General features: G+C 38.8%; 24 protein-coding genes. 15 read left to right on the top strand and 9 right to left on the bottom strand.

The window, feature by feature from the left end; translation table 11 throughout:
- Nucleotides 1–12: 12 nt before the first annotated feature.
- From rpe to F3D68_RS11285, 3 genes are all read right to left on the bottom strand, one after another.
- Entirely contained in the window at nt 13–672 is a 660-nt protein-coding gene (gene rpe / locus F3D68_RS08920) for a ribulose-phosphate 3-epimerase (protein ID WP_151194094.1), read from the bottom strand.
- Nucleotides 673–761: 89 nt separating this feature from the next.
- Nucleotides 762–1,496 carry a glutathione peroxidase gene (locus F3D68_RS08915; protein ID WP_151194093.1) on the bottom strand — a complete coding sequence of 245 codons (735 nt, stop codon included), beginning with the start codon at nt 1,494–1,496 and terminating at the stop codon, nt 762–764.
- 30 nt (nt 1,497–1,526) lie between these two features.
- Nucleotides 1,527–1,682 (bottom strand): hypothetical protein, encoded by a 156-nt coding sequence (locus F3D68_RS11285; protein WP_191092776.1) that lies wholly within the window; start codon nt 1,680–1,682, stop codon nt 1,527–1,529.
- A gap of 233 nt (nt 1,683–1,915) precedes the next feature.
- On the opposite strand from F3D68_RS11285, the gene F3D68_RS08910 reads away from it, so the two are divergent.
- On the top strand, nt 1,916–4,063 hold the full coding sequence (locus F3D68_RS08910; protein ID WP_191092775.1) for an anthranilate synthase component I: 2,148 nt from the start codon (nt 1,916–1,918) through the stop codon (nt 4,061–4,063).
- A 111-nt stretch (nt 4,064–4,174) separates the two neighbouring features.
- Here the strand turns inward: F3D68_RS08910 and fic are convergent, their stop codons facing one another.
- The 4 genes from fic to F3D68_RS08890 form a co-directional block, all read right to left on the bottom strand.
- Complete coding sequence (fic, locus tag F3D68_RS08905) at nt 4,175–4,789, bottom strand: protein adenylyltransferase Fic (RefSeq protein ID WP_151194089.1); 615 nt, start codon at nt 4,787–4,789, stop codon at nt 4,175–4,177.
- 43 nt (nt 4,790–4,832) lie between these two features.
- Complete coding sequence (fmt, locus tag F3D68_RS08900; RefSeq protein WP_151194088.1) at nt 4,833–5,786, bottom strand: methionyl-tRNA formyltransferase; 954 nt, start codon at nt 5,784–5,786, stop codon at nt 4,833–4,835.
- A gap of 161 nt (nt 5,787–5,947) precedes the next feature.
- Nucleotides 5,948–6,367: a hypothetical protein gene (locus F3D68_RS08895; protein ID WP_151194087.1), complete on the bottom strand. Its 420-nt coding sequence runs from the start codon at nt 6,365–6,367 to the stop codon at nt 5,948–5,950.
- Nucleotides 6,368–6,451: 84 nt separating this feature from the next.
- On the bottom strand, nt 6,452–7,468 hold the full coding sequence (locus F3D68_RS08890) for a FecCD family ABC transporter permease (protein ID WP_191092774.1): 1,017 nt from the start codon (nt 7,466–7,468) through the stop codon (nt 6,452–6,454).
- Nucleotides 7,469–7,647: 179 nt separating this feature from the next.
- Between F3D68_RS08890 and minC the strand changes: the two genes are divergently transcribed.
- From minC to F3D68_RS08840, 10 genes are read left to right on the top strand one after another with little or no spacing between them, the layout of a single operon-like run.
- On the top strand, nt 7,648–8,331 hold the full coding sequence (gene minC, locus F3D68_RS08885) for a septum site-determining protein MinC (protein ID WP_151194084.1): 684 nt from the start codon (nt 7,648–7,650) through the stop codon (nt 8,329–8,331).
- Between the two features lie 48 nt (nt 8,332–8,379).
- The gene (minD, locus tag F3D68_RS08880) at nt 8,380–9,234 is read left to right on the top strand and encodes a septum site-determining protein MinD (protein ID WP_283156775.1); all 855 of its coding nucleotides are present in this window, start codon (nt 8,380–8,382) and stop codon (nt 9,232–9,234) included.
- A gap of 1 nt (nt 9,235) precedes the next feature.
- Nucleotides 9,236–9,535 (top strand): cell division topological specificity factor MinE, encoded by a 300-nt coding sequence (gene minE / locus F3D68_RS08875; RefSeq protein ID WP_117001244.1) that lies wholly within the window; start codon nt 9,236–9,238, stop codon nt 9,533–9,535.
- Nucleotides 9,535–10,332 (top strand): ABC transporter ATP-binding protein, encoded by a 798-nt coding sequence (locus F3D68_RS08870; RefSeq protein WP_151194083.1) that lies wholly within the window; start codon nt 9,535–9,537, stop codon nt 10,330–10,332. Before minE ends, F3D68_RS08870 begins: the two co-directional genes overlap by 1 nt.
- A 15-nt stretch (nt 10,333–10,347) precedes the next feature.
- On the top strand, nt 10,348–11,118 hold the full coding sequence (mlaE, locus tag F3D68_RS08865; protein ID WP_151194081.1) for a lipid asymmetry maintenance ABC transporter permease subunit MlaE: 771 nt from the start codon (nt 10,348–10,350) through the stop codon (nt 11,116–11,118).
- Between the two features lie 3 nt (nt 11,119–11,121).
- On the top strand, nt 11,122–11,619 hold the full coding sequence (mlaD, locus tag F3D68_RS08860; protein WP_151194080.1) for an outer membrane lipid asymmetry maintenance protein MlaD: 498 nt from the start codon (nt 11,122–11,124) through the stop codon (nt 11,617–11,619).
- 8 nt (nt 11,620–11,627) lie between these two features.
- Complete coding sequence (locus F3D68_RS08855; RefSeq protein ID WP_224728279.1) at nt 11,628–12,359, top strand: phospholipid-binding protein MlaC; 732 nt, start codon at nt 11,628–11,630, stop codon at nt 12,357–12,359.
- Nucleotides 12,331–12,642 carry a lipid asymmetry maintenance protein MlaB gene (locus F3D68_RS08850; RefSeq protein WP_191092773.1) on the top strand — a complete coding sequence of 104 codons (312 nt, stop codon included), beginning with the start codon at nt 12,331–12,333 and terminating at the stop codon, nt 12,640–12,642. Before F3D68_RS08855 ends, F3D68_RS08850 begins: the two co-directional genes overlap by 29 nt.
- A gap of 13 nt (nt 12,643–12,655) precedes the next feature.
- Nucleotides 12,656–12,907, top strand: coding sequence for a BolA family protein (locus tag F3D68_RS08845; protein ID WP_151194076.1), 252 nt, complete (start codon nt 12,656–12,658; stop codon nt 12,905–12,907).
- 22 nt (nt 12,908–12,929) lie between these two features.
- Nucleotides 12,930–13,364: an MAPEG family protein gene (locus tag F3D68_RS08840; protein WP_151194075.1), complete on the top strand. Its 435-nt coding sequence runs from the start codon at nt 12,930–12,932 to the stop codon at nt 13,362–13,364.
- A 10-nt stretch (nt 13,365–13,374) separates the two neighbouring features.
- Here F3D68_RS08840 and F3D68_RS08835 read toward each other — a convergent pair whose 3' ends face one another.
- Both F3D68_RS08835 and F3D68_RS08830 read right to left on the bottom strand, forming a co-directional pair.
- The gene (locus tag F3D68_RS08835) at nt 13,375–13,701 is read right to left on the bottom strand and encodes a helix-turn-helix domain-containing protein (RefSeq protein ID WP_117001236.1); all 327 of its coding nucleotides are present in this window, start codon (nt 13,699–13,701) and stop codon (nt 13,375–13,377) included.
- Nucleotides 13,702–13,903: 202 nt separating this feature from the next.
- Nucleotides 13,904–14,827: an ROK family protein gene (locus F3D68_RS08830; protein ID WP_151194074.1), complete on the bottom strand. Its 924-nt coding sequence runs from the start codon at nt 14,825–14,827 to the stop codon at nt 13,904–13,906.
- Between the two features lie 254 nt (nt 14,828–15,081).
- Between F3D68_RS08830 and rpsA the strand changes: the two genes are divergently transcribed.
- The 4 genes from rpsA (at nt 15,082) to F3D68_RS08810 (ending at nt 19,057) form a co-directional block, all read left to right on the top strand.
- Nucleotides 15,082–16,743: a 30S ribosomal protein S1 gene (rpsA, locus tag F3D68_RS08825; protein WP_151194073.1), complete on the top strand. Its 1,662-nt coding sequence runs from the start codon at nt 15,082–15,084 to the stop codon at nt 16,741–16,743.
- A 185-nt stretch (nt 16,744–16,928) separates the two neighbouring features.
- Complete coding sequence (locus F3D68_RS08820; RefSeq protein ID WP_151194072.1) at nt 16,929–17,384, top strand: hypothetical protein; 456 nt, start codon at nt 16,929–16,931, stop codon at nt 17,382–17,384.
- 67 nt (nt 17,385–17,451) lie between these two features.
- Nucleotides 17,452–17,772, top strand: a complete 321-nt coding sequence (locus tag F3D68_RS08815; RefSeq protein WP_151194071.1) for a TusE/DsrC/DsvC family sulfur relay protein — start codon at nt 17,452–17,454, stop codon at nt 17,770–17,772.
- Between the two features lies 1 nt (nt 17,773).
- Nucleotides 17,774–19,057, top strand: a complete 1,284-nt coding sequence (locus tag F3D68_RS08810; RefSeq protein ID WP_224728278.1) for a polysaccharide biosynthesis C-terminal domain-containing protein — start codon at nt 17,774–17,776, stop codon at nt 19,055–19,057.
- Nucleotides 19,058–19,339: the final 282 nt, after the last annotated feature.

Below are 19,339 nucleotides of genomic sequence, written 5' to 3'. Positions count from 1 at the left end.
TATGGCCATTTTTCATCCGAGTTGTTGGCGCATTTTATTAATAATTTCCTTATAATCTTGCGCATTAAAAATTGCTGATCCCGCGACAAATGCTTGAGCTCCACAGCTTGCAATTTGAGCAATATTATCGACTTTCACTCCACCATCAACTTCGAGCAAAATATCACTTTTATATTCTTTAATCCATTGCGCTGTCGTGCTTATCTTGTCATACATTGCATCGATAAAATTCTGCCCGCCAAATCCTGGGTTTACCGTCATGATGAGTAGCCTATCGATCTTTTCAAGCACATGCTGACAGACGCTAACAGACGTCGCCGGGTTTAATGCAAGACCTGCATCAATGCCAAAAGATTTGATTAAACCCAAGCTTCGATCAACATGCTTTGATGCCTCAGGGTGAAAGACAATACTTGTCGCTCCGGCTTTAGCAAAGCTCTCAATCATCGAATCAACAGGCTCAACCATTAAATGCACATCCATGCCAGCATTAATGCCATCATCGCGCAGTGCCTTTAATATCATTGAACCAAATGTTAAGTTAGGGACATAGTGATTATCCATCACATCAAAATGAATATTATCAGCGCCGGCTTTTAATACCTTTTTAACATCATCACCTAAATGTGCAAGATTTGCCGATAAAATGGATGGGTTGATTTGAAAATGCATCTGATGATGCTCCTTATAGCCACTCAACAATGCCTGTGATTGTACCTTAATGCAGCGCAAAAGGCTTACGCTTTATTTAAATCAATTCGTTACTTGCTGCTATAGTACTTCTCCAAATCATCCGCGCCACCGATATGCTGACCATCAATATAAATTTGCGGTACGGTTTGACGATTAGTTAACGCCTTGACGGTACGCATTGAAGCGCCATGCCCCAAAACGACTTCTTCATAGCCTTGATTCTGCTCTGCCAATAACTTTTTAGCGCGCTTACAATGTGGACACCCTGGCTTAGTGAAAATGGTCACCTCTTTCGGCAATTGCGCATTAGGCGCAACAAACTTAAGCATCGTATCCGCATCAGAGACTTCAAACGGGTCACCTGCTTTATTTGGCTCAATAAACATTTTGGCAATCACACCATCTTTTACAAGCATTGAATAACGCCATGAACGCTTACCAAAACCTAAAGCCTCTTTATCAACCAAAAGTCCCATTTTTTCAGTGAACTCACCATTGCCATCAGGGATAAACTCGATATTCTCGGCCTTTTGCTCTTTTTTCCATGCATTCATCACAAAGGTATCATTGACTGACATGCAAACAATGCGATCAATGCCATACTCTTTAAATACTGGAAACAACTCATTAAAGCGCGGCACATGTGCAGATGAGCATGTTGGCGTGAAAGCACCCGGTAATGAGAACACAATAACATTTTTACCTTTAAAAATATCATCGCTTGTCACATCCTGCCACTGACCATCTTGCATGGTTTTAAACGTGACATTGGGTACTCGTTGGTTTTCTAAATTTGGGAACATTTATTGACTCCTGTTTTATTGATTGTTTCGTTATTCATTAAGATTAATTGATGCATTTAGACTATGTATTTGCGTCTTATACACCTGTTTTGCCATTGTCGATGTTGTATAAAAATCTGTGCCTGCTGACGCAAGATTACCACCTAATAACATAACACTGATTGTGATACTTGTAATCTTTTTCATACTTTTCTTCCTTAGTGCTCTTTGTGATGTCAACACTATAACAAACCTTCAAGCATGTGATAAATATATTGTATTTTAATTATTGATCAGTTTTTTTTATTAAAAATTCACACCTTACCAAAGACAACTGTCATCAACAAAAAAACATACAATAAACTATCGACAGCATCAACATACTTATGTATCGTTACAAAAATACAAGAACAAGACTGTTTAATTTTAAAAGGATGACTATGGATACCCAAAACTTTACCAGCAAACATGGCATTGATGTACATTATCAAAAAATACCGTGCCAATATACAACCTTAAATCATATTACTGAAGCCCTGCATCAATACAAAGGTATAATGCTCTCTTCAGGGATTGAATATCCAGGGCGTTATAATCGTTGGGAGCTTGGGTTTTATAATCCACCTCTTGAGATTATTGCCTATAGCAATCATGTTGTTTTTAACGCGCTTAACCCACGTGGTGTTATCTTGTTACAGCTTTTAAAGCCCATTTTTGCGGGCAACGCCCATGTCAACTTAGAAAAACACACTGACCTCACCTTGACATTATCAATCCATTTATCCAATGAAACATTCAGCGAAGAAAATCGCAGTTTGCAGCCATCTGTGACTTCTGTGTTACGTATTATTAATCAAGAATTTTCTCCATTAAAAGATAATATGCTTGGGCTTTTTGGCGCATTTGCTTATGATCTTATTTTTGCGTTTGAAGCGATGCCACTAACGCAAACGCGCGCTCAGGACAATAAGATTTATCATTTGTTTTTCGCTGATCACGTTTATGCTATTGATAAGCAAAAGGATCAAGCTTTTGAGTTAACTCTAGAATTTAGCCAGCATCAATTAACCACAAAAAACAGCTCAACTGATGCTTTTAAACTACTTACCACCGATCAAACAGACTTCAGCGCACAATCGACAATTGAAACGTCAATCTCTGATGAAGAATATGCCAAATTTGTTGAAAGTGCCAAAGAAGAAATGAAAAAAGGCAATATCTTTGAAGTCGTCTATAGCCGCCTATTTAAAGCGCGTGTGTCAGGATCGCCTGCGCAATTATATACACGCTTAAAACAAATGAATCCAAGTCCTTATGAGTTTTTCTGTCAATTAGGCGACGAGCAAATCGTCGGCACTTCTCCGGAGATGTTTGTGCGTTGTGAGGGAAAAGACGTTGAGTCCTGCCCAATCTCTGGCACCATCCGTCGCGGGAATAACGCAATGGAAGATGAGCTTAAAATTCGTGAACTCCTGAATTCCTACAAAGATGAAGTCGAATTGACGATGTGCACTGATGTTGATCGCAATGACAAGGCGCGTATTTGCGAGCCTGATAGTATTGAGCTGATCTCAAGACGCACGATTGAGCGTTATGTCGGGCTTTTCCACACCGTCGATCATGTTAAAGGCATCTTACGCAATGGTTATAACGGTCTTGATGCTTTCTTAAGTCACATGTGGGCAGTCACCTTGACTGGTGCGCCTAAAAAGCGCGCGGTAAGTCTAATTGAACACAATGAAAAGCAACCGCGCAACTGGTATGGTGGTGCAATTGGCTGTTTGGGATTTAATGGTGATATTAACTCAACCATCACTATTCGCACCGTACACTTAAAAGATAATATGGCATATTATCAATCAGGCGCTACTTTAGTATGGGATTCAAATCCGCAGGAAGAAGCACAAGAGACAATCACCAAGGCGACGACTTTTTATAAGGCTTTAGGACAGTTTAATCCCAAAGAAAGTCAAGATACATGGCAGGCACAACGCTTTGATCACATCAAGGCAATTATGATCGATCATGAGGATTCTTTTGTGCATACGTTGGCAAGCTATTTTCGTAAACTGGGTGTTAAGCTTAGCACCTATCGAGCAGGCACCATTACTGCTGATGAGATCATCAAACAAAAACCTGATTTAGTGATTTACTCACCAGGACCTGGCACGCCTGATGATTTTAAGCTACCGCAAATGATTAGAGACATCACCAAAGCAGGCATCCCCCAATTTGGCGTATGCCTAGGTCTTCAAGGCATGTTTCAGGCCTTTGGCGGCAAACTTACCTACCTTGATAATCCGCATCATGGCAAAACTTGGAAACTGACACATCACAGTGTTGTTTTTAAAGACGTACCACAACACGCTGAGGTCGCCGCTTATCACTCAATCATTGCTGATCCAACGACTACACCTGATTGCTTGAGCGTCATTGCTAGCAATGAGCATCAGCATATTATGGCAATACAACATAAAACCCACCCTGCTATTGCTGTGCAGTTTCACCCTGAATCAATATTGACTTTAAAAGACAATAGCGGGATTAAGATTGTGCAGAATGTGTTAAATTCATTGATTAATAGATAAAAAGTATTGCAGCTCATCAAGAATAAGTTAAGTTTTAACTCCCCCTCACCCGTTCAGCTTAAGCTGCACGACCTCTCCCACAAGGGGCGAGGTTATTTATACATCACCACATTACAAATCCTCAGTCTTAAACTCACTATACCCCTCATAGTAGTAGCTAATATCTATGCCTTTCATAAAGAGCGCCCTATCATTTATTTGCGTGGTTAATGCTTGCTTAAGTAATACTTTGATTTCAACGTCTTTAACCACACTGCGCTCCATTGCCGATAAATATTCGTCTTTATCCACTTGATTCCAATCAATCACATACTGAATTTCTTTTTTTAGGATCAAATCCAACCAAATGCGTGTTGCACGCCCGTTGCCCTCTCTAAATGGATGTGCAATATTCATCTCAACATATTTCTCAATAATCTGATCAAAACTGGTTTGTGGCATTGCATCGATATATTTTAATGATTGCTCAAGATACATCAAAGGTGCAAAACGAAAATTACCTTTGGCAATATTAACCTCACGAATTTTGCCAGCAAAATCATAGATCTCTGCAAAAAGATAAGCATGAATATATGATAATCCCACGAATTTGCCGACTTCAACCTGATCAATATCACCACTGATAAATAGCTGTTTTGCTTTTTGTTTGCTTATTTTTTCTTCTGCTTTAGCCAGTTCTAATTGATTGGTGATATTTAGTTTATTTGCCTTATTTGACAAAATCATTTTTGAGTTTCTCCAAGTTAATCACGTCGGCCCAAGCATCTAGTTAAACTTCTTTTCCTATAAGATAACTTAAATCTTTACCATTAAGAATACTTGCTACAGCCAGCATTTTCTTGCCTGGGAATTGTAATGAACCAATATTGACTATACCATCTTGCGCCTGAATTTTTAGCCCCTCTTTATCTACGCCAATAATGCTACCAATCGCCGAATTTGACATCTGATGAATAATCTCAATATCGGCGAACTTGACTGCTTCGTCATCAATCATCATATAAGCACTTGGCCAAGGACTAAAGGCGCGAACTTTGCAATCAATTACCTGGCAAGGGTTATTAAAGTTAATCAACCCTTCTTCTTTAGTCAGCTTATGAGCATAAGTCGCACCCTCAGGCTGCACTAGCGGGGTTAATGTATGCTCTGCCATCTCTTTAAGCACAGTGCAAACAGCTGGAACTGATAACTCTGCCAAGCGATTATGTAAGCTCAAACTAGTGTCATCAGCCAAAATAGGCGTTTCTAGCACATGTAAGATGTCACCAGTATCTAAGCCTTCATCCATCTGCATAATAGTAATACCAGTCTTATTGTCACATGCTTCAATCGCGCGCTGAATGGGAGCAGCCCCTCGCCATTTAGGCAAAAGGGATACGTGAATATTAATGCATCCCTGTTTAGGGGTTTCCAGCACCACCTTTGGCAATAATAAGCCATAAGCAATAACCACCATCACATCGGCATTTAAGTCCACTAGTTGCTTGATTGCTTCAGGCTCTTTTTTGAATGATAACGGTTGAAACACTGGAATATCATGTGCCAAAGCACACGTTTTAACTGGCGAGCACTCCAGTTTTTTACCGCGCCCTTTAGCACGATCTGGTTGCGTGAAAACGCCAACAATATTGTAATTTTCTTCAAGTAAGGCACTTAGCACATGTGCTGAGATATCTGGCGTACCAGCAAAGACGATACGTAATGATTTAAGATTATTTGACATATAAGCACCTAAACAATGGTTTATTGATAATCATAGATATTCGGGTCAAGCCAGAATATGACGGTTTGCGGTCATTCTCGGATTTGATCCGTGAATCCAGAAAAATACCTGATAATATTTGCATAGCTACTTATCGCTATTTATTTAGAAAACTCAATAGATTAATGATAAGCGTAAGCGTAAAGATTAGCACCATCCAACGGTCCAGTATTGCCTGAAGCCACACAATTACCAATGACTTTAGTAGCACCATACTGCGCTGCTACTTCTTTGGCTTTTTGCACATTTTGCTCACAAGCTGCTTGGATTTCTTTTTTGCTCGTATAATGCGTATCAACACGGATAATACCAATTGGCGATTCATTAAGCCCGTTAACTACAGGCACCGCCTTTCTTAAATTCATATCTTCTGAGGCATAAAACTGTACATCCTGAAGCTTGATCGGCGAGTAAACTTCTTTGGTTTGTGGCAAATACACCGCATGTGGTTCATATTGTGTTTTAGGGACAATCGCCCAAAAAAAGCCAATCACGGCAATTAAAATCCCTGCATAAATAATATTTTGTTGAAAACGACTCATAGCAATCAATAAATCAATACTCTGGTTTTAGTTAGCGCGTATCATAGCACAGTCGGCTTATGACAATCTATACTACTTACTGCGCTATTTGCCTGCCAATGCGCGAATCACCAAGAAGATTAAAAACGGTGCACCAATTAAAGAAGTAATCACACCAACAGGAATAACCATGGGATAAAGCAAATTTTGCGATAAAAACTGACTGATTAGCATTAAAATCGCACCACACAAAAAGCTGCTTGTCAGCAAATACTTCATTTTGTTCGTGCCAATACACATTCTGGCAATATGAGGTGCAACAAGCCCTAAAAAGGCAATGGGGCCGGCAACCGAGACATTGGCAGCAATTAAGAATGCCAATAACACAACCAACTGAATCAATAATCTTTTGACATCAAGTCCCATCATCATTGCCTCAGATTCACCCAGACTCAATAAATCAAATGCCTGATTTCTACAATAAGCAAAACTGCAAAATATCATGGTAGTAATAGCTAATAATATCACCTGCTGCCAAGTGATGTTGACGAAGCCGCCAAATTGCCACAAGGTGATTTGCTGCAAGGTTTGCGCTTGGCTAAAACTCATAATCAATGCCGTTAACGCGCTAAAAATCGCTGAAACACCGACACCAAGCAAAATTACTATAGCGATATTAGCAAGACGATCCTGTAAGCTAATTACCAGCAAAAACACAATAAGCACGATAAATGCGCCAAACACACACGCAAGGAAAAAGAGTAAATATGAATAATGCGTCAGTGTCACAAAATAAGCAGGTAAGATAAACAACAGCATCAATCCAACAAATTGGCTGCCCGAGGAGACACCTAAAATACTGGCATCGGCTAATGGATTACGTAATACCAACTGCAAAATAGCACCACTGACACCCAAACCACCACCTACAAGCGTTGCCGCAACCCAGATAATTAACTGATATTGCCAAAACAGCTGACTCGCCAATGAGCTGTTTAAATGCGCATTGTGACCATATGACAGTAAGCTCACGATAACAAACAGCACGAGCAACAATAAGCCTAATATGAGATTAAAGCCAACAACTCTACTTGCCTTATTTATTTTTTTAATTTTTCTCACTTTATTTATCTGTGTCTGCAACTTTTTCGCCCTTTCATCATAATTTACCACCTAAAGGCATAATTAGCCTTGCCAATTATCATGATATTCGTTATAAAATCGATATATTTTAACGATGCAATAAATGCATTTGCGCTACCATTATTGGTAAAGTGCGACAAAATAACAAGGGAAACAAAATGCCGGCAGCTTTTCAAATCAAGGGAAGTCTCTTTACGTTGAGCGTATTACAAATATTGAGTACAGATCTTGAGGACATTGAAAAACAAATCACAACCAAGATAAAACAAGCGCCGCAATTCTTTAATAATACTCCAATGGTCATTGAACTAACTGCCTTAACAAGCGGATTAACGATTGAGTTTATCGAAAGCTTAACTGAAATGTTAAGAAAACACACACTACTTACCGTAGGTTTTAGATTACCTGATCAGACGTTAACCGATGCCCTACAAGCGAAAGGTTTTCCAATCTTCAAAGAAGGGAAAAACATTCCCGCGCCGACGGTTTCCGTTAATAAAGTCTCAACGTCACAACACAAAATCATCAGCTCGCGCGTGCGTTCAGGTCAGCAAGTGATCTCACAAAATGGTGACTTGATTATTTTATCGTCCGTAAGCTCAGGTGCTGAGTTATTAGCCAGTGGCAATATTCATGTCTATGGCACATTACGTGGGCGTGCAGTCGCTGGATTAGATGGCGACACCAATGCACGAATTTTTTGTCACAAATTAGAAGCAGATCTTGTATCAATTGCAGGTCAGTATAAAATTTTTGAAGAGCCTGTTGAACCGCTTGGAAATGACAATAATGGCTATCAAATACAGCTAAAAGACGGTACAATCATGATCAGCCAAATTTAGGCTCCCCCCTTTTTAAGAAAATAACAATTGAATCAAGGATTAAATACTGTGAGCACAGATTCCAAACAAACCAAAAAAAATGCCAAGCCGCGCGCCACAACCGTGGTCATCACCTCAGGTAAAGGTGGTGTTGGCAAAACCACAACAAGTGCCGCGATATCATTAGCATTAGCCATGAAGGGCTTTAAAACCGTTGTTATTGATTTTGATGTAGGCCTTAGAAATCTTGATCTTGTCATGGGCTGCGAACGCCGCGTTGTCTATGACTTAATCAGCCTCATCAATAAAGAAGCAAACATCAATCAAACATTGATTAAAGATAAACGCTCTGAGAATCTTTACATTCTACCTGCGTCACAAACGCGCGACAAAGATGCCTTAACTGAAGCTGGCTTAGAAGATATTATGAAGGAGCTTAAAGCAAATTTTGATTATATTATTTGCGACTCGCCTGCAGGTATTGAAAAAGGCGCATTAATGGCAATGCTTCATGCTGACAAAGCGATTGTGGTTACCAATCCTGAGGTTTCCTCTGTACGCGATTCAGATCGCATCATTGGCGTGCTATCCAGTAAAACGCGGAAAGCCAAAGAAAATGGTGAAGCCGTTGACGCTAAGCTTTTGATTACGCGCTATGATCCGACACGTGTTATGCAAGGTGAAATGCTATCACTTGATGATGTCAAAGATGTGTTATCTATCCCGCTATTAGGCGTTATTCCAGAATCCAAAATGGTATTACAAGCATCAAATTCAGGTGTGCCAGTAACTGCTTATCAAGACAGCGAAGCAGGTCAAGCTTATATTGATGCTGTTGAGCGCTTCTTAGGTCATGATAAACCACTACGCTTTATCACAGCAGAAAAACCAGGGCTTTTAAAGCGTCTATTTGGAGGAAAGTAACATGGGATTGTTTAATTTTTTTAAAAGTAAACCTGAAGTAAAAAATAGCGCGCATATCGCTAAAGAGCGTTTACAGATCATCGTATCACACCAGCGAAATGAAGCTCACTCTGGTATTAAAAAGCCAGATTTCATCAATAAACTACAAGATGACATTCTTGAGGTTGTCAAAAAATACGTCAATATCGGACATAATGACATAAAAATTGACATCGATAGCCAAGGAGATAGATCTGTCCTTGAGCTTAATGTTACTATCCCTGAAGAGTCAAACCAACCTAAACAAGCATTAAACGCCTAATGTCTCACGATCACCTTGCTGTAAGCTTTGATAAAGTCGCCTTTTTCCGTGGTGAAAAATGCATTTATAAGAACCTAACATGCAGTATTCCAAAGGGTAAAATCACTGCAATACTGGGTCCCTCAGGCACTGGTAAAACCACTCTTTTGCACCTGATTGGTCGCCTGATAAAAGCTCGAAGCGGTGATATTCGTGTCCTTGATCATGAACTTGATTCATTAGATAAAAAAGCATTATTAGCTTTACGTAAGAAAATGGGCGTTTTATTTCAATCAGGCGCTCTTTTCACGCAACTATCGGTATTTGATAATGTTGCCTTCCCTTTGCGTCAAAATAGCGACCTAAGTGAACACCTCATTCATAACTTAGTATTAATGAAACTACAATCTGTTGGACTGCGCGGCACAGCCGATATGATGCCTAGCGAGTTATCAGGCGGCATGGCGCGACGCGTGGCGCTTGCCCGCGCCATTGCATTAGATCCCGATCTTATGCTTTATGATGAGCCATTTACTGGTCAAGACCCTATTTCTTTAAAGGTGATTTTAACCCTAATCAAAGAGCTTAATGATGCACTACATATGACATCCGTGATTGTCTCACATGATATTGATGAGGTGATGAGCATTGCTGATCATGTCATTATCATTGCCAATCAACAAGTGATGCTTGAGGGATCACCTGAATTTATCAAAAACAGTAAAGATCCCTTTGTCTCACAGTTTCTATCCGGTAGCGCAGACGGTCCGGTGGCATTTGATTATCCTGCGCCTAACTTCTTAAGCACATTGCAATAAATGAGGAAGTGATTCATGCTAAAAATACTCCAAGTGCTTGGTCGCAATACCTTAAATACAATTACTAATCTCGGTGAGTCAATATTACTGGCACTTGAGATGACATTTGGGCGTTGCAATCCACGTAGCATTATTACGCAAACCTATCATGTTGGCATCAACTCGGTCTTGATCATTCTGGTTTCAGGTTTATTCATTGGTTTTGTCTTAGCACTACAAGGCTTTTATACACTTGCTAAATTCAGCGCTGAATCGGCTTTAGGTCCAATGGTTGCCTTAAGCATTATTCGTGAGCTAGGACCCGTGGTCACTGCTTTATTATTTGCTGGACGCGCAGGCAGCGCACTAACCTCTGAAGTGGGATTAATGAAAGCCACCGAGCAACTTGCCAGCCTTAATATGATGGGCGTTGACCCTGTTCGTTTTATCTTGGCACCTAGATTCTGGGCATGTGTTTTAAGTGTGCCTATTTTAAATTTGTTTTTCTCAACCATCTCGATTTGGGGTGGGTACCTTATTGGCGTCAAACTGTTGGGGCTTTTTAGCGGCACATTCTGGGGTAATATGCAAGCTTCAGTGTTATTTTATGATGATGTGATGAATGGTATTTTAAAAAGCCTAGTATTTGGCATTGCCGTGGCGATTGTCTCGCTTTATCAAGGTTATAATTGTCGTGCTAATTCCGCAGGTATTGCGCAAGCGACGACAAAGACCGTTGTCTATTCCTCTTTAGCAATTTTAGGTCTAGACTTTCTAATGACCGCCTTAATGTTCAAAGGAGTTTAAAAAATGTATAAAAAATCTTATGAGCTATTAGTAGGTGTTTTTGTCCTTCTTGGCATTGTTGCACTTATCTTTATGGCATTAAAAGTTAGCGGAATGTCACTTTCTGGCTTTGATAATAGCTCTTATCAAGTCAAAGCACAGTTTCAAAACATCGGCAGCTTGCGCCCGGGTGCTGCAGTACGTATTGCCGGTGTTGAAATCGGTAAAGTTGACAGCATCAGCTTAACACCAAATTATAATGGCTTTATTGCTGATGTGACTTTAAACATCAATAAACGCTATAGCAATATTCCAAGCAGCTATGGTGCTGCCATTGATACAAGCGGTATTTTAGGCGATAGTTTTATTGCCCTTCACCCATCAAATATGGACATACCTGGGTTATATAACAGTAAATACTTAGAAAATGGTAGCACCATAGAGTTGTCAAATACCTCTTCAGCCATTAACCTAAACTCACTGATCAACACCTTTGTATCAGGTTCTGGAGATAAGAAATAATGAATAAAATGAATAGAGCAAAAAAAATTATAGCATTGACAAGTACCATTTTAACGGCAAGCAGCATACAGCTAAGCTTTGCAGCTGATGCTAAACCTGCAACAACTGTAACAACCGTAACCTCTGCAGGCACAAAACCTGCTGCTGCAATTAACAAACCTGCAACAAATACCGACCCAGTAGCGCTACTGCAAAAATCTATTGTTGAAACACAAAAAACATTGATTAAATCAAAAAATGAATTAAGTCAAAACCCCAAAGAATTGATCCAGTTAATTAACACCCATGTGATGCCACTTTTAGCGACAAACATCATCGCACAACTTTTAGTTGGCAAAGGACGCTGGCAAGCAGCTGACAAGACCGAGCAACAGAAGTTTATCACTGAAATCACACAAATGTTAGCCTATTCATATGCTGAGAATATTGCTCAAGCGGGTAATTATGATATTCAAATATTTCCTTTTAGTAATAACTCGTGGCAAGGACAACGTCTTATTGTGGTAACTGGCAAAATCATTAATTTGCAAAATCAATCCTCTTCTGATTTGAGTATTAAAATGTTAAATGAAGCAGGAAAAGACGCTGCAGCCAAGTGGAAAATTTATGATCTATCTGTTGCTGGTGTCAGCATATTAGATAACTTCAGAGCACAGTTTAAAGACTATAAAACTCTTAAAGATATTAACCTTGCCATTGAGAAAAAGAACAGTGAGCTTATCAATAAAAAATCCAAATAGTTTTAGCCTGCAAGGCGATCTTAATTTTAGCAATGCTTCAAGCATTGAAAAAGAACTAGATCATGCGCTTAAATCTATAATATCAACACTAAAAATTGATCTTAATGATACTCAAGAGATTGATAGCGCCGGCATTGCGCTTCTTATGCATATTATCCAACACTGTCAAAGCAATAACATTGATCTGCAGTTTACGGGTCTTGTTTCAGAAAATGCTAAATCATTGATTAACATCCACGGTTTAGATAATCTATTTTCACCTTTTATAAAACAATACAAATAAGAGACTACAAATCATGAATACAGTCGAGTTAAAAACCTTAATCGAGAATAAATTAGGGGCTAACACCACTGCACTAATTGAAAGTGATGATAACGTACACTTTAATGCAACGATTATCAGTGATGTTTTTAGCGGGGTTCTAAGTAAAGTCAAACAACAACAGATGGTTTATGCCGCAATTAATGAGTACATTGCATCAGGTGAGTTACACGCCATTGCTATGAAAACATATACACCTGAAAAATGGCAAGCATTAGCTAAGTAAACTTAATAATTGGAGTATCACAATGTCAACAACCGCTTGGTCAATACCGATTATTGTGATGATGATTCTTACCATCGTCAGTGTTTTTATCACCCTATTTAGTCGCATTCATGCTATTCGCAAGGAGAAAATCACACTGGACGATTTGCGGACGATGGATTTTTGTAAGAAAGAGCATCCTTGGCTTGAAATCACCTCAAGACATCTTGATAACTTATTTCAAATGCCTGTGCTTTTTTATATCTGCTTTATCATCATCTTGCTCAATCCAGAGCTTATGCAGATCAGTTATTTTCTCATCCTTGGTTGGCTATTTGTCAGCTTTAGGATCATTAACTCAATTATTCACTTAACAACGAATAATTTAAGCTTAAGACTCTGCTCGTTTTTATTATCAACTGCTTTTTTGTTTACGATAATTCTAATGCTGCTGATCGAGTTGATTAAGCTGCATTAATCATCAAAGCTTAATTTTTTCTATCAACCGTAAAATACTGGTGATCAATTGACCAAGAGCGATACAGTACGTTATAAGTATTGACAGATACAGCATTAAGACTTGATTGATAAAGTGTCTCATAAGCCTTTGCGGCATTGCCATCGGTGGGACCCAACAGCTCAATATTGTATTTACGACACCATTTGCGCACCGTCGTGGTTTTAAAGCCAAACTTGCCAGCAACGTCCTCATAACTTAAGCCTTCGTTTGAATAATCCTTTAGTACTTCTTCTGCCGGTCTTCCATACTTCTTTGACAGAATGATTTCAAAGCTCTGAGAATATTGATTTGCCATTGTTTTATTACTCCTTCCTCCATCTAAACATCGTGTTCATTTTTAGCTTCATGCTGATAGTCACCTTAAGACGTTTAAACTTCTGTTTATTTAACTTAATTTTTTTTAAATTTTTGTTTTCTAGTTATTTTTGTAATTTAACTTCTGCTGTTATTGATAACCAAAGTTACGGCATCCGTCAAGCACTTCACGCAAATAATCGTTAACACACCTTCATTTTGCTCAATAAAGCAGCAACCCCTTGCACACCAGCATGATTGCCCAGATGCGCTGGCATAATTTTTACCTCTTTATAAAAGGGCAATACTTTTTCTTGAAAACGTTGTCGTAATGCTTCAATAAAAAATATCTCCTCTGAGATCGCACCACCAATGATAATCAGCTCAGGTGCCAATATATGCGTCAATGAAATAAGTCCGACAACAACCTGATGCAAATACGCTTCAAACACCTGTAGCGCAATAGGGTTTTTATTAAATAACTGCTCTTTAAAATGCGCTATGCTTACTTCTTTACTTTGTGTTGCAGCGCAATAGTTTGCTAATAACGCTTTGGCTGAAGCATAACTTTCCCAAGCCCCTGGTAGCATATTTTGTGCTTTGCCACTGTTTTGTTGATTATCCTGTGCATTTGTCAACAGATAGCCAAACTCACCTGCCGCATTATTAAATCCACGATACAATTGACCATTAATAATAATCGCACCACCAATACTCGTACCCAATGTTAAAAAAAGATAGCTTTGATAATGACTCTCTCGCCAATAGATTGCTTCACCAATGGCTGCAGCATTAACATCATTTTCAATCACCACAAGCTCAACGCCTGTTTCTTGTTTAAAGCGCTCAACTAACGGGTAATTTTCTAGCGCTTTAACATAAGGTGAACCAAAAGCAATGCAACCTCTTTGAGGATCTACAATGCCATGACACGAAAAGCCAACACCCACAATGTGATATGTCTTTTTTAATTCTACAAAACGCACAATAAATTGCTGAAGCAGCGCCTCAGGATCGATGATTTCTCCGGTGTGATATTTATCAGCTGTAACGATATTTCCCGCCAGATCAATCAGTGCATATTTGGTATAGGTTCCGCCTAGGTCAAAACATAGGTAACTCTTCATATTGTATTAGCGAGCTTTACTTAAAGGATGTGTAGCATTAGCATATACCGCTTCGACTATTTCAGCTAATAGAAAGCGGATAAACCATTTAACTTTTGACTTTTTTGCACAAAACTGCAACAACTGATTGAAAACATCAAGACAATCCTTTAAAATCTTGCCACCTTTTAGGCTGAGTTTATGCAGTTTTCCAGTGAATGCCGTAAACTCAATGTATAACTAACCACTGGCTTAAGATATATTGGAACTAAACCATGACTGAAAATTTTAAAGACCTCTTTGAAGCTTCACTAAAAGAAACTGAAATGCGTGTTGGCAAGATCATCAAAGCAACTATTGTTGCGATTGATCGTGAATTTGCTTGGATCGACGCAGGTTTAAAATCAGAATCTATCGTTTCTCTTGATCAATTCAAAAATGATCAAGGCGAAATTGAAGTTCAAGTTGGTGATCAAGTAGATGTTGTGCTTGACGCATTAGATAATAGCAACGGTGAAACACGTCTATCTCGTGAAAAAGCGAAGCGTATCGAAGTTTGGGATGCGCTTGAGAAAGCATGTGATGATCAAGAAACTGTATTGGGTCGCATCACAAACCACGTTCGTGGCGGTTACACAGTTGAAGTTAAAGGCTTACGTGCGTTCTTACCAGGATCTCTTGTTGATGTTCGTCCATTACGTGATATTTCTCACCTAGAAGACAAAGATATCGAGCTTAAGATTGTTAAACTTGACACTAAGCGCAACAATATCGTTGTTTCTCGTCGTGCGGTTATCGAAGCTGAGACACAAGAAGATCGTGACGCATTGTTCGAGAAGTTAAGCGAAGGTTCAGTTGTTAAAGGTGTTGTTAAAAACATCACTGACTTTGGTGCATTTATTGACCTTGGCGGTGTTGATGGTTTATTACACATCACTGATATGTCTTGGAGTCGCATCAAACACCCAAGTGATATGCTAGCGCTTGGTGATGAAATCGATGTTAAAATCATCAAATTTGATAATGATAAAGGTCGTATCTCTCTTGGTATCAAGCAGTTGGGTGAAGATCCTTGGGCGAGCGTTGCTGAAGAGCTTGCTGTTGGTACTAAACTTATGGGCAAAATCACTAACATTACTGACTACGGTTGTTTTGTTAAGCTTAAAGAAGGTATTGAAGGTCTTGTTCACACATCTGAAATGGATTGGACGAACAAGAATGCTAACCCACACAAATTAGTTTCTTTAGGTCAAGAAGTTGAAGTGATGGTATTAGAAGTTGATGCTTCACGTCACCGTATCTCTCTTGGCATGAAGCAATGCATTATCAATCCATGGCAAGCATTTGCTGATGCACATAAGCCAGGTGATAAAGTTAATGGTAAGATCCGCTCTATCACAGACTTTGGTATCTTTATTGGCTTAGATGGCAATATCGATGGTCTGGTACACATTTCTGATGTTGCTTGGAACAAAGCTGAAGACGTTGTTAAGCAATTGAAGAAAGGTGAAGATATCGAAGCCGTTATGCTTTCTGTTGATATCGAGCGTGAGCGTATCGCACTTGGCATTAAGCAGCTTTCTGATGATCCATTTACACAGTACACCTCTGCAAATGACAAAGGTGCCAAAGTAACTGGTGTTATCACTGCTGTTCAACAAAATGGTGCCAACGTTGAGCTTGCACCTGAAGTAGAAGGCTTCATTCGTGTTGCTGATATTTCACGTGAGCACGTTGAAGATGCCCGCCATGTTCTTAAAGTAGGTCAGGAAATTGAAGCGCGCGTTAGCAATATTGACACTAAGCGTCGCAGCATCAACCTTTCAATCAAAGGCTTGGATGAAGATATGGAAAAAACAGCTAAAACTAACTACAAAGCTGAGCAAATGGCACCAACAACCATTGGTGACTTGATCAAAGAAAAATTGAACAAGTAAAAGCAATTATATAAGGCAACAATTATGTTGCCTTTCTTGCTTTATCTGTTTTATTTTGACTAAATTAAAGGACTTAATTTATTTTGCGAATCATGTTGACACTTTTACATAAGAAACTTTCAGTACCTAGAAAAGCGTCAAGATGGTTTGTATTTCCCTCAACTATCATTATATTTTTAATAACGATGTTCTCATTAACTTCTTGCACACATCACTCATGTGAAGAAAATGATAGCTCTACACGTTATATCTCATTGTTGTTGAATCAATACATCAATAATAACTATTTTGGATTACTCGAAAGAGTTCACCATGAAAAAGGCATTACAACAATTTATTTTGCCTCGCGCGCACGTGTTAGCCTCCCTTCGCAAACAGAAGTTCAACAATGTTGGGTAACAACAAATAATTCAGAATATCCACTACCTGCTTTTCAAACGATGTCTGATAGCTCATTTTATACCTTGAGTAATAACAGTAATGCACCTTGTTATTTAAACATGGTTATTGACTACGACGCATCAACCAAACTATGGGATGTACATGTTTATAACTTCAACCCTGATCAACTACCATTTTCTTGGATATATAAACAGGTATTAGGCAATATTGAAGTGGGTTTATATAATCTAACCGTTTAATTTCAACTTCACTATCTCACTAAATTCCTCTACCATATGGCGATTGAAAATTTCATTTTCTATATTAATGACCCAATTTAGTACACCACTTGATGAGCACGGCTTTTTGAAAGATCATAGACAATGGTCAGCTGATATTGCTTATTTGTTTGCCAAAGACGAAAATATTATACTAACCGAGGCGCATTGGCAGGTTATTGATTTCTTACGTGAATACTATGAGATACATAAAACAGCGCCGGCGATTCGCCTTTTGGTGAAGTCTCTCAAAGAAAAATATGGCAGTAACATTGGCAATAGCCTTTATCTGCAAACCTTATTTCCGATCTCACCTGCAGTACAAGCCGCTAAAATCGCAGGATTACCCAAACCTAAAAGATGCATTTAAGATGTTAACCGTAAAAGTTAAAAAATTACTTCACAATGAAATTCTCATCAAATCTCTAGGGACAATGTTTGTACAAGGCTTAGGACAGATGACCGCCTTTGCCTCTGCCATTTTATTGGCACACTATCTAACTGTTTCTGAATATGGGCAATATATGTTTGGTGTGACCATTGCCACGATTTCCGCTGTAATTGCCACCTTAGGAGCCGATGGGATTTTAGCTCGCAGCTGGGGCTGGTCTAGCAACAACGGGGTTACACGTACAAAAGAAGTTTTCCAACTACACAACTGGTTTTGGCGCCGCGGGATAATTATTCTGATCTTTGCTTGTATCGGCTGCTTTAGCTATATCTATTTATTTGATCCTAATGCCAGTTTTATTGAGGTTTTTGCTTTCTTATTTGCGCTGCCTTTTTTTATTGCTAACCTTTTGCAGTCTTTTTATGTTGCCAATAAAAAAGTGATTTATGCCAACTTAATCCAATTTATCATGCGTCTGATTATGCTACTGATTATTGGCATTTATATTGTGATCGAGATTCACAATGCTCCCCTACTTGTGGGCTCTATGTTTGCTGCGATTACCCTATATATGCTTATATTATGGTTAAAAATAAGTGTCAAACACGGATTTAAAAGTCATAAGCCACAGGGTAGCAACCTCTCTTTTATGTTATTGAAATGGGGAAATTTACTCTTAAGTCAAATCGATATTGTCTTACTAAAAATATTCTCTAGTAATGAAAGTATTGCTTATTACGCCGTAGCACTGCAATTAAGCGCCTTAGTTGTCTTTGTGTTAAATGCCGTTAGTGCCAATATTGTGGCGCAAGTAGCCAATGACTATAAAATGCTATCACGCGATGCATTTCAAACTAAAATCACCGAGTATACACGTATTATCTGCGGATTATCATCACTTGGTATGATAGTTCTGATTATTGCAGGTTATTGGATTACTATGCTTTATGGTCAGGCGTATACCCAAGCTTACTCACTATTTTGCGTATTAATGATTGGTCAAGCGGTTAACGTCCTCTGTGGTAGTGTCTTTACCATCTTAAATATGGCAGGATTTGAGAAAACAACATGTCGTGTCTTTTATATCGCACTTGTTATTAATATTGTCCTAGGCATTGCCCTTATTCCAAGTTTACATGCCTTTGGTGTCGCGATTGCTTCAGCGATTGCGATGATTTTCTGGAACTTAGTATTAACTTATTTTGTGATCAAGAAACTTGGTGTTAACCCAACTATCTTTACCTTTATACGTAAACAACGCTAGCACTACGCTACGATTATAAATACAGCTGTGACTGCGCTTGTAATGAACAAAACTTGATATATTCTTTTTTGAACTTTTGCCAAGTTGATGCTTTTTGCTGTGTTTCTTTTGTTACGGTCATTTTCTGCTCCTATTACTTGAATTTCAAAATATTATTTCTAACCCCAACTTGGTAAGCAAAATTTCTGAAACGTAGACAGCATAAGGCATTGAGCCATACACAAAGTTGAGTTAAGGCACTACAGATTTTTTTTGATTTTTTGTGGAGACGTGATCGACGCA

This window comes from Cysteiniphilum sp. JM-1 (assembly GCF_008711525.1).
In the GTDB taxonomy this organism is placed as follows: Bacteria; Pseudomonadota; Gammaproteobacteria; order Francisellales; family Francisellaceae; genus Caedibacter.
The sequence above is the reverse complement of the archived record's forward strand: the minus strand, read 5'-3'. Positions and strand labels throughout refer to the sequence as shown.

Coding starts and splice junctions, on each gene's coding strand:
- rpe (WP_151194094.1), bottom strand. CDS start 672: ATGCATTTTCAAATCAACCCATCCATTTTATCGGCAAATCTTGCACAT.
- F3D68_RS08915 (WP_151194093.1), bottom strand. CDS start 1,496: ATGTTCCCAAATTTAGAAAACCAACGAGTACCCAATGTCACGTTTAAA.
- F3D68_RS11285 (WP_191092776.1), bottom strand. CDS start 1,682: ATGAAAAAGATTACAAGTATCACAATCAGTGTTATGTTATTAGGTGGT.
- F3D68_RS08910 (WP_191092775.1), top strand. CDS start 1,916: ATGGATACCCAAAACTTTACCAGCAAACATGGCATTGATGTACATTAT.
- fic (WP_151194089.1), bottom strand. CDS start 4,789: ATGATTTTGTCAAATAAGGCAAATAAACTAAATATCACCAATCAATTA.
- fmt (WP_151194088.1), bottom strand. CDS start 5,786: ATGTCAAATAATCTTAAATCATTACGTATCGTCTTTGCTGGTACGCCA.
- F3D68_RS08895 (WP_151194087.1), bottom strand. CDS start 6,367: ATGAGTCGTTTTCAACAAAATATTATTTATGCAGGGATTTTAATTGCC.
- minC (WP_151194084.1), top strand. CDS start 7,648: ATGCCGGCAGCTTTTCAAATCAAGGGAAGTCTCTTTACGTTGAGCGTA.
- minE (WP_117001244.1), top strand. CDS start 9,236: ATGGGATTGTTTAATTTTTTTAAAAGTAAACCTGAAGTAAAAAATAGC.
- F3D68_RS08870 (WP_151194083.1), top strand. CDS start 9,535: ATGTCTCACGATCACCTTGCTGTAAGCTTTGATAAAGTCGCCTTTTTC.
- mlaE (WP_151194081.1), top strand. CDS start 10,348: ATGCTAAAAATACTCCAAGTGCTTGGTCGCAATACCTTAAATACAATT.
- mlaD (WP_151194080.1), top strand. CDS start 11,122: ATGTATAAAAAATCTTATGAGCTATTAGTAGGTGTTTTTGTCCTTCTT.
- F3D68_RS08855 (WP_224728279.1), top strand. CDS start 11,628: ATGAATAGAGCAAAAAAAATTATAGCATTGACAAGTACCATTTTAACG.
- F3D68_RS08845 (WP_151194076.1), top strand. CDS start 12,656: ATGAATACAGTCGAGTTAAAAACCTTAATCGAGAATAAATTAGGGGCT.
- F3D68_RS08840 (WP_151194075.1), top strand. CDS start 12,930: ATGTCAACAACCGCTTGGTCAATACCGATTATTGTGATGATGATTCTT.
- F3D68_RS08835 (WP_117001236.1), bottom strand. CDS start 13,701: ATGGCAAATCAATATTCTCAGAGCTTTGAAATCATTCTGTCAAAGAAG.
- F3D68_RS08830 (WP_151194074.1), bottom strand. CDS start 14,827: ATGAAGAGTTACCTATGTTTTGACCTAGGCGGAACCTATACCAAATAT.
- rpsA (WP_151194073.1), top strand. CDS start 15,082: ATGACTGAAAATTTTAAAGACCTCTTTGAAGCTTCACTAAAAGAAACT.
- F3D68_RS08820 (WP_151194072.1), top strand. CDS start 16,929: ATGTTCTCATTAACTTCTTGCACACATCACTCATGTGAAGAAAATGAT.
- F3D68_RS08815 (WP_151194071.1), top strand. CDS start 17,452: ATGACCCAATTTAGTACACCACTTGATGAGCACGGCTTTTTGAAAGAT.
- F3D68_RS08810 (WP_224728278.1), top strand. CDS start 17,774: ATGTTAACCGTAAAAGTTAAAAAATTACTTCACAATGAAATTCTCATC.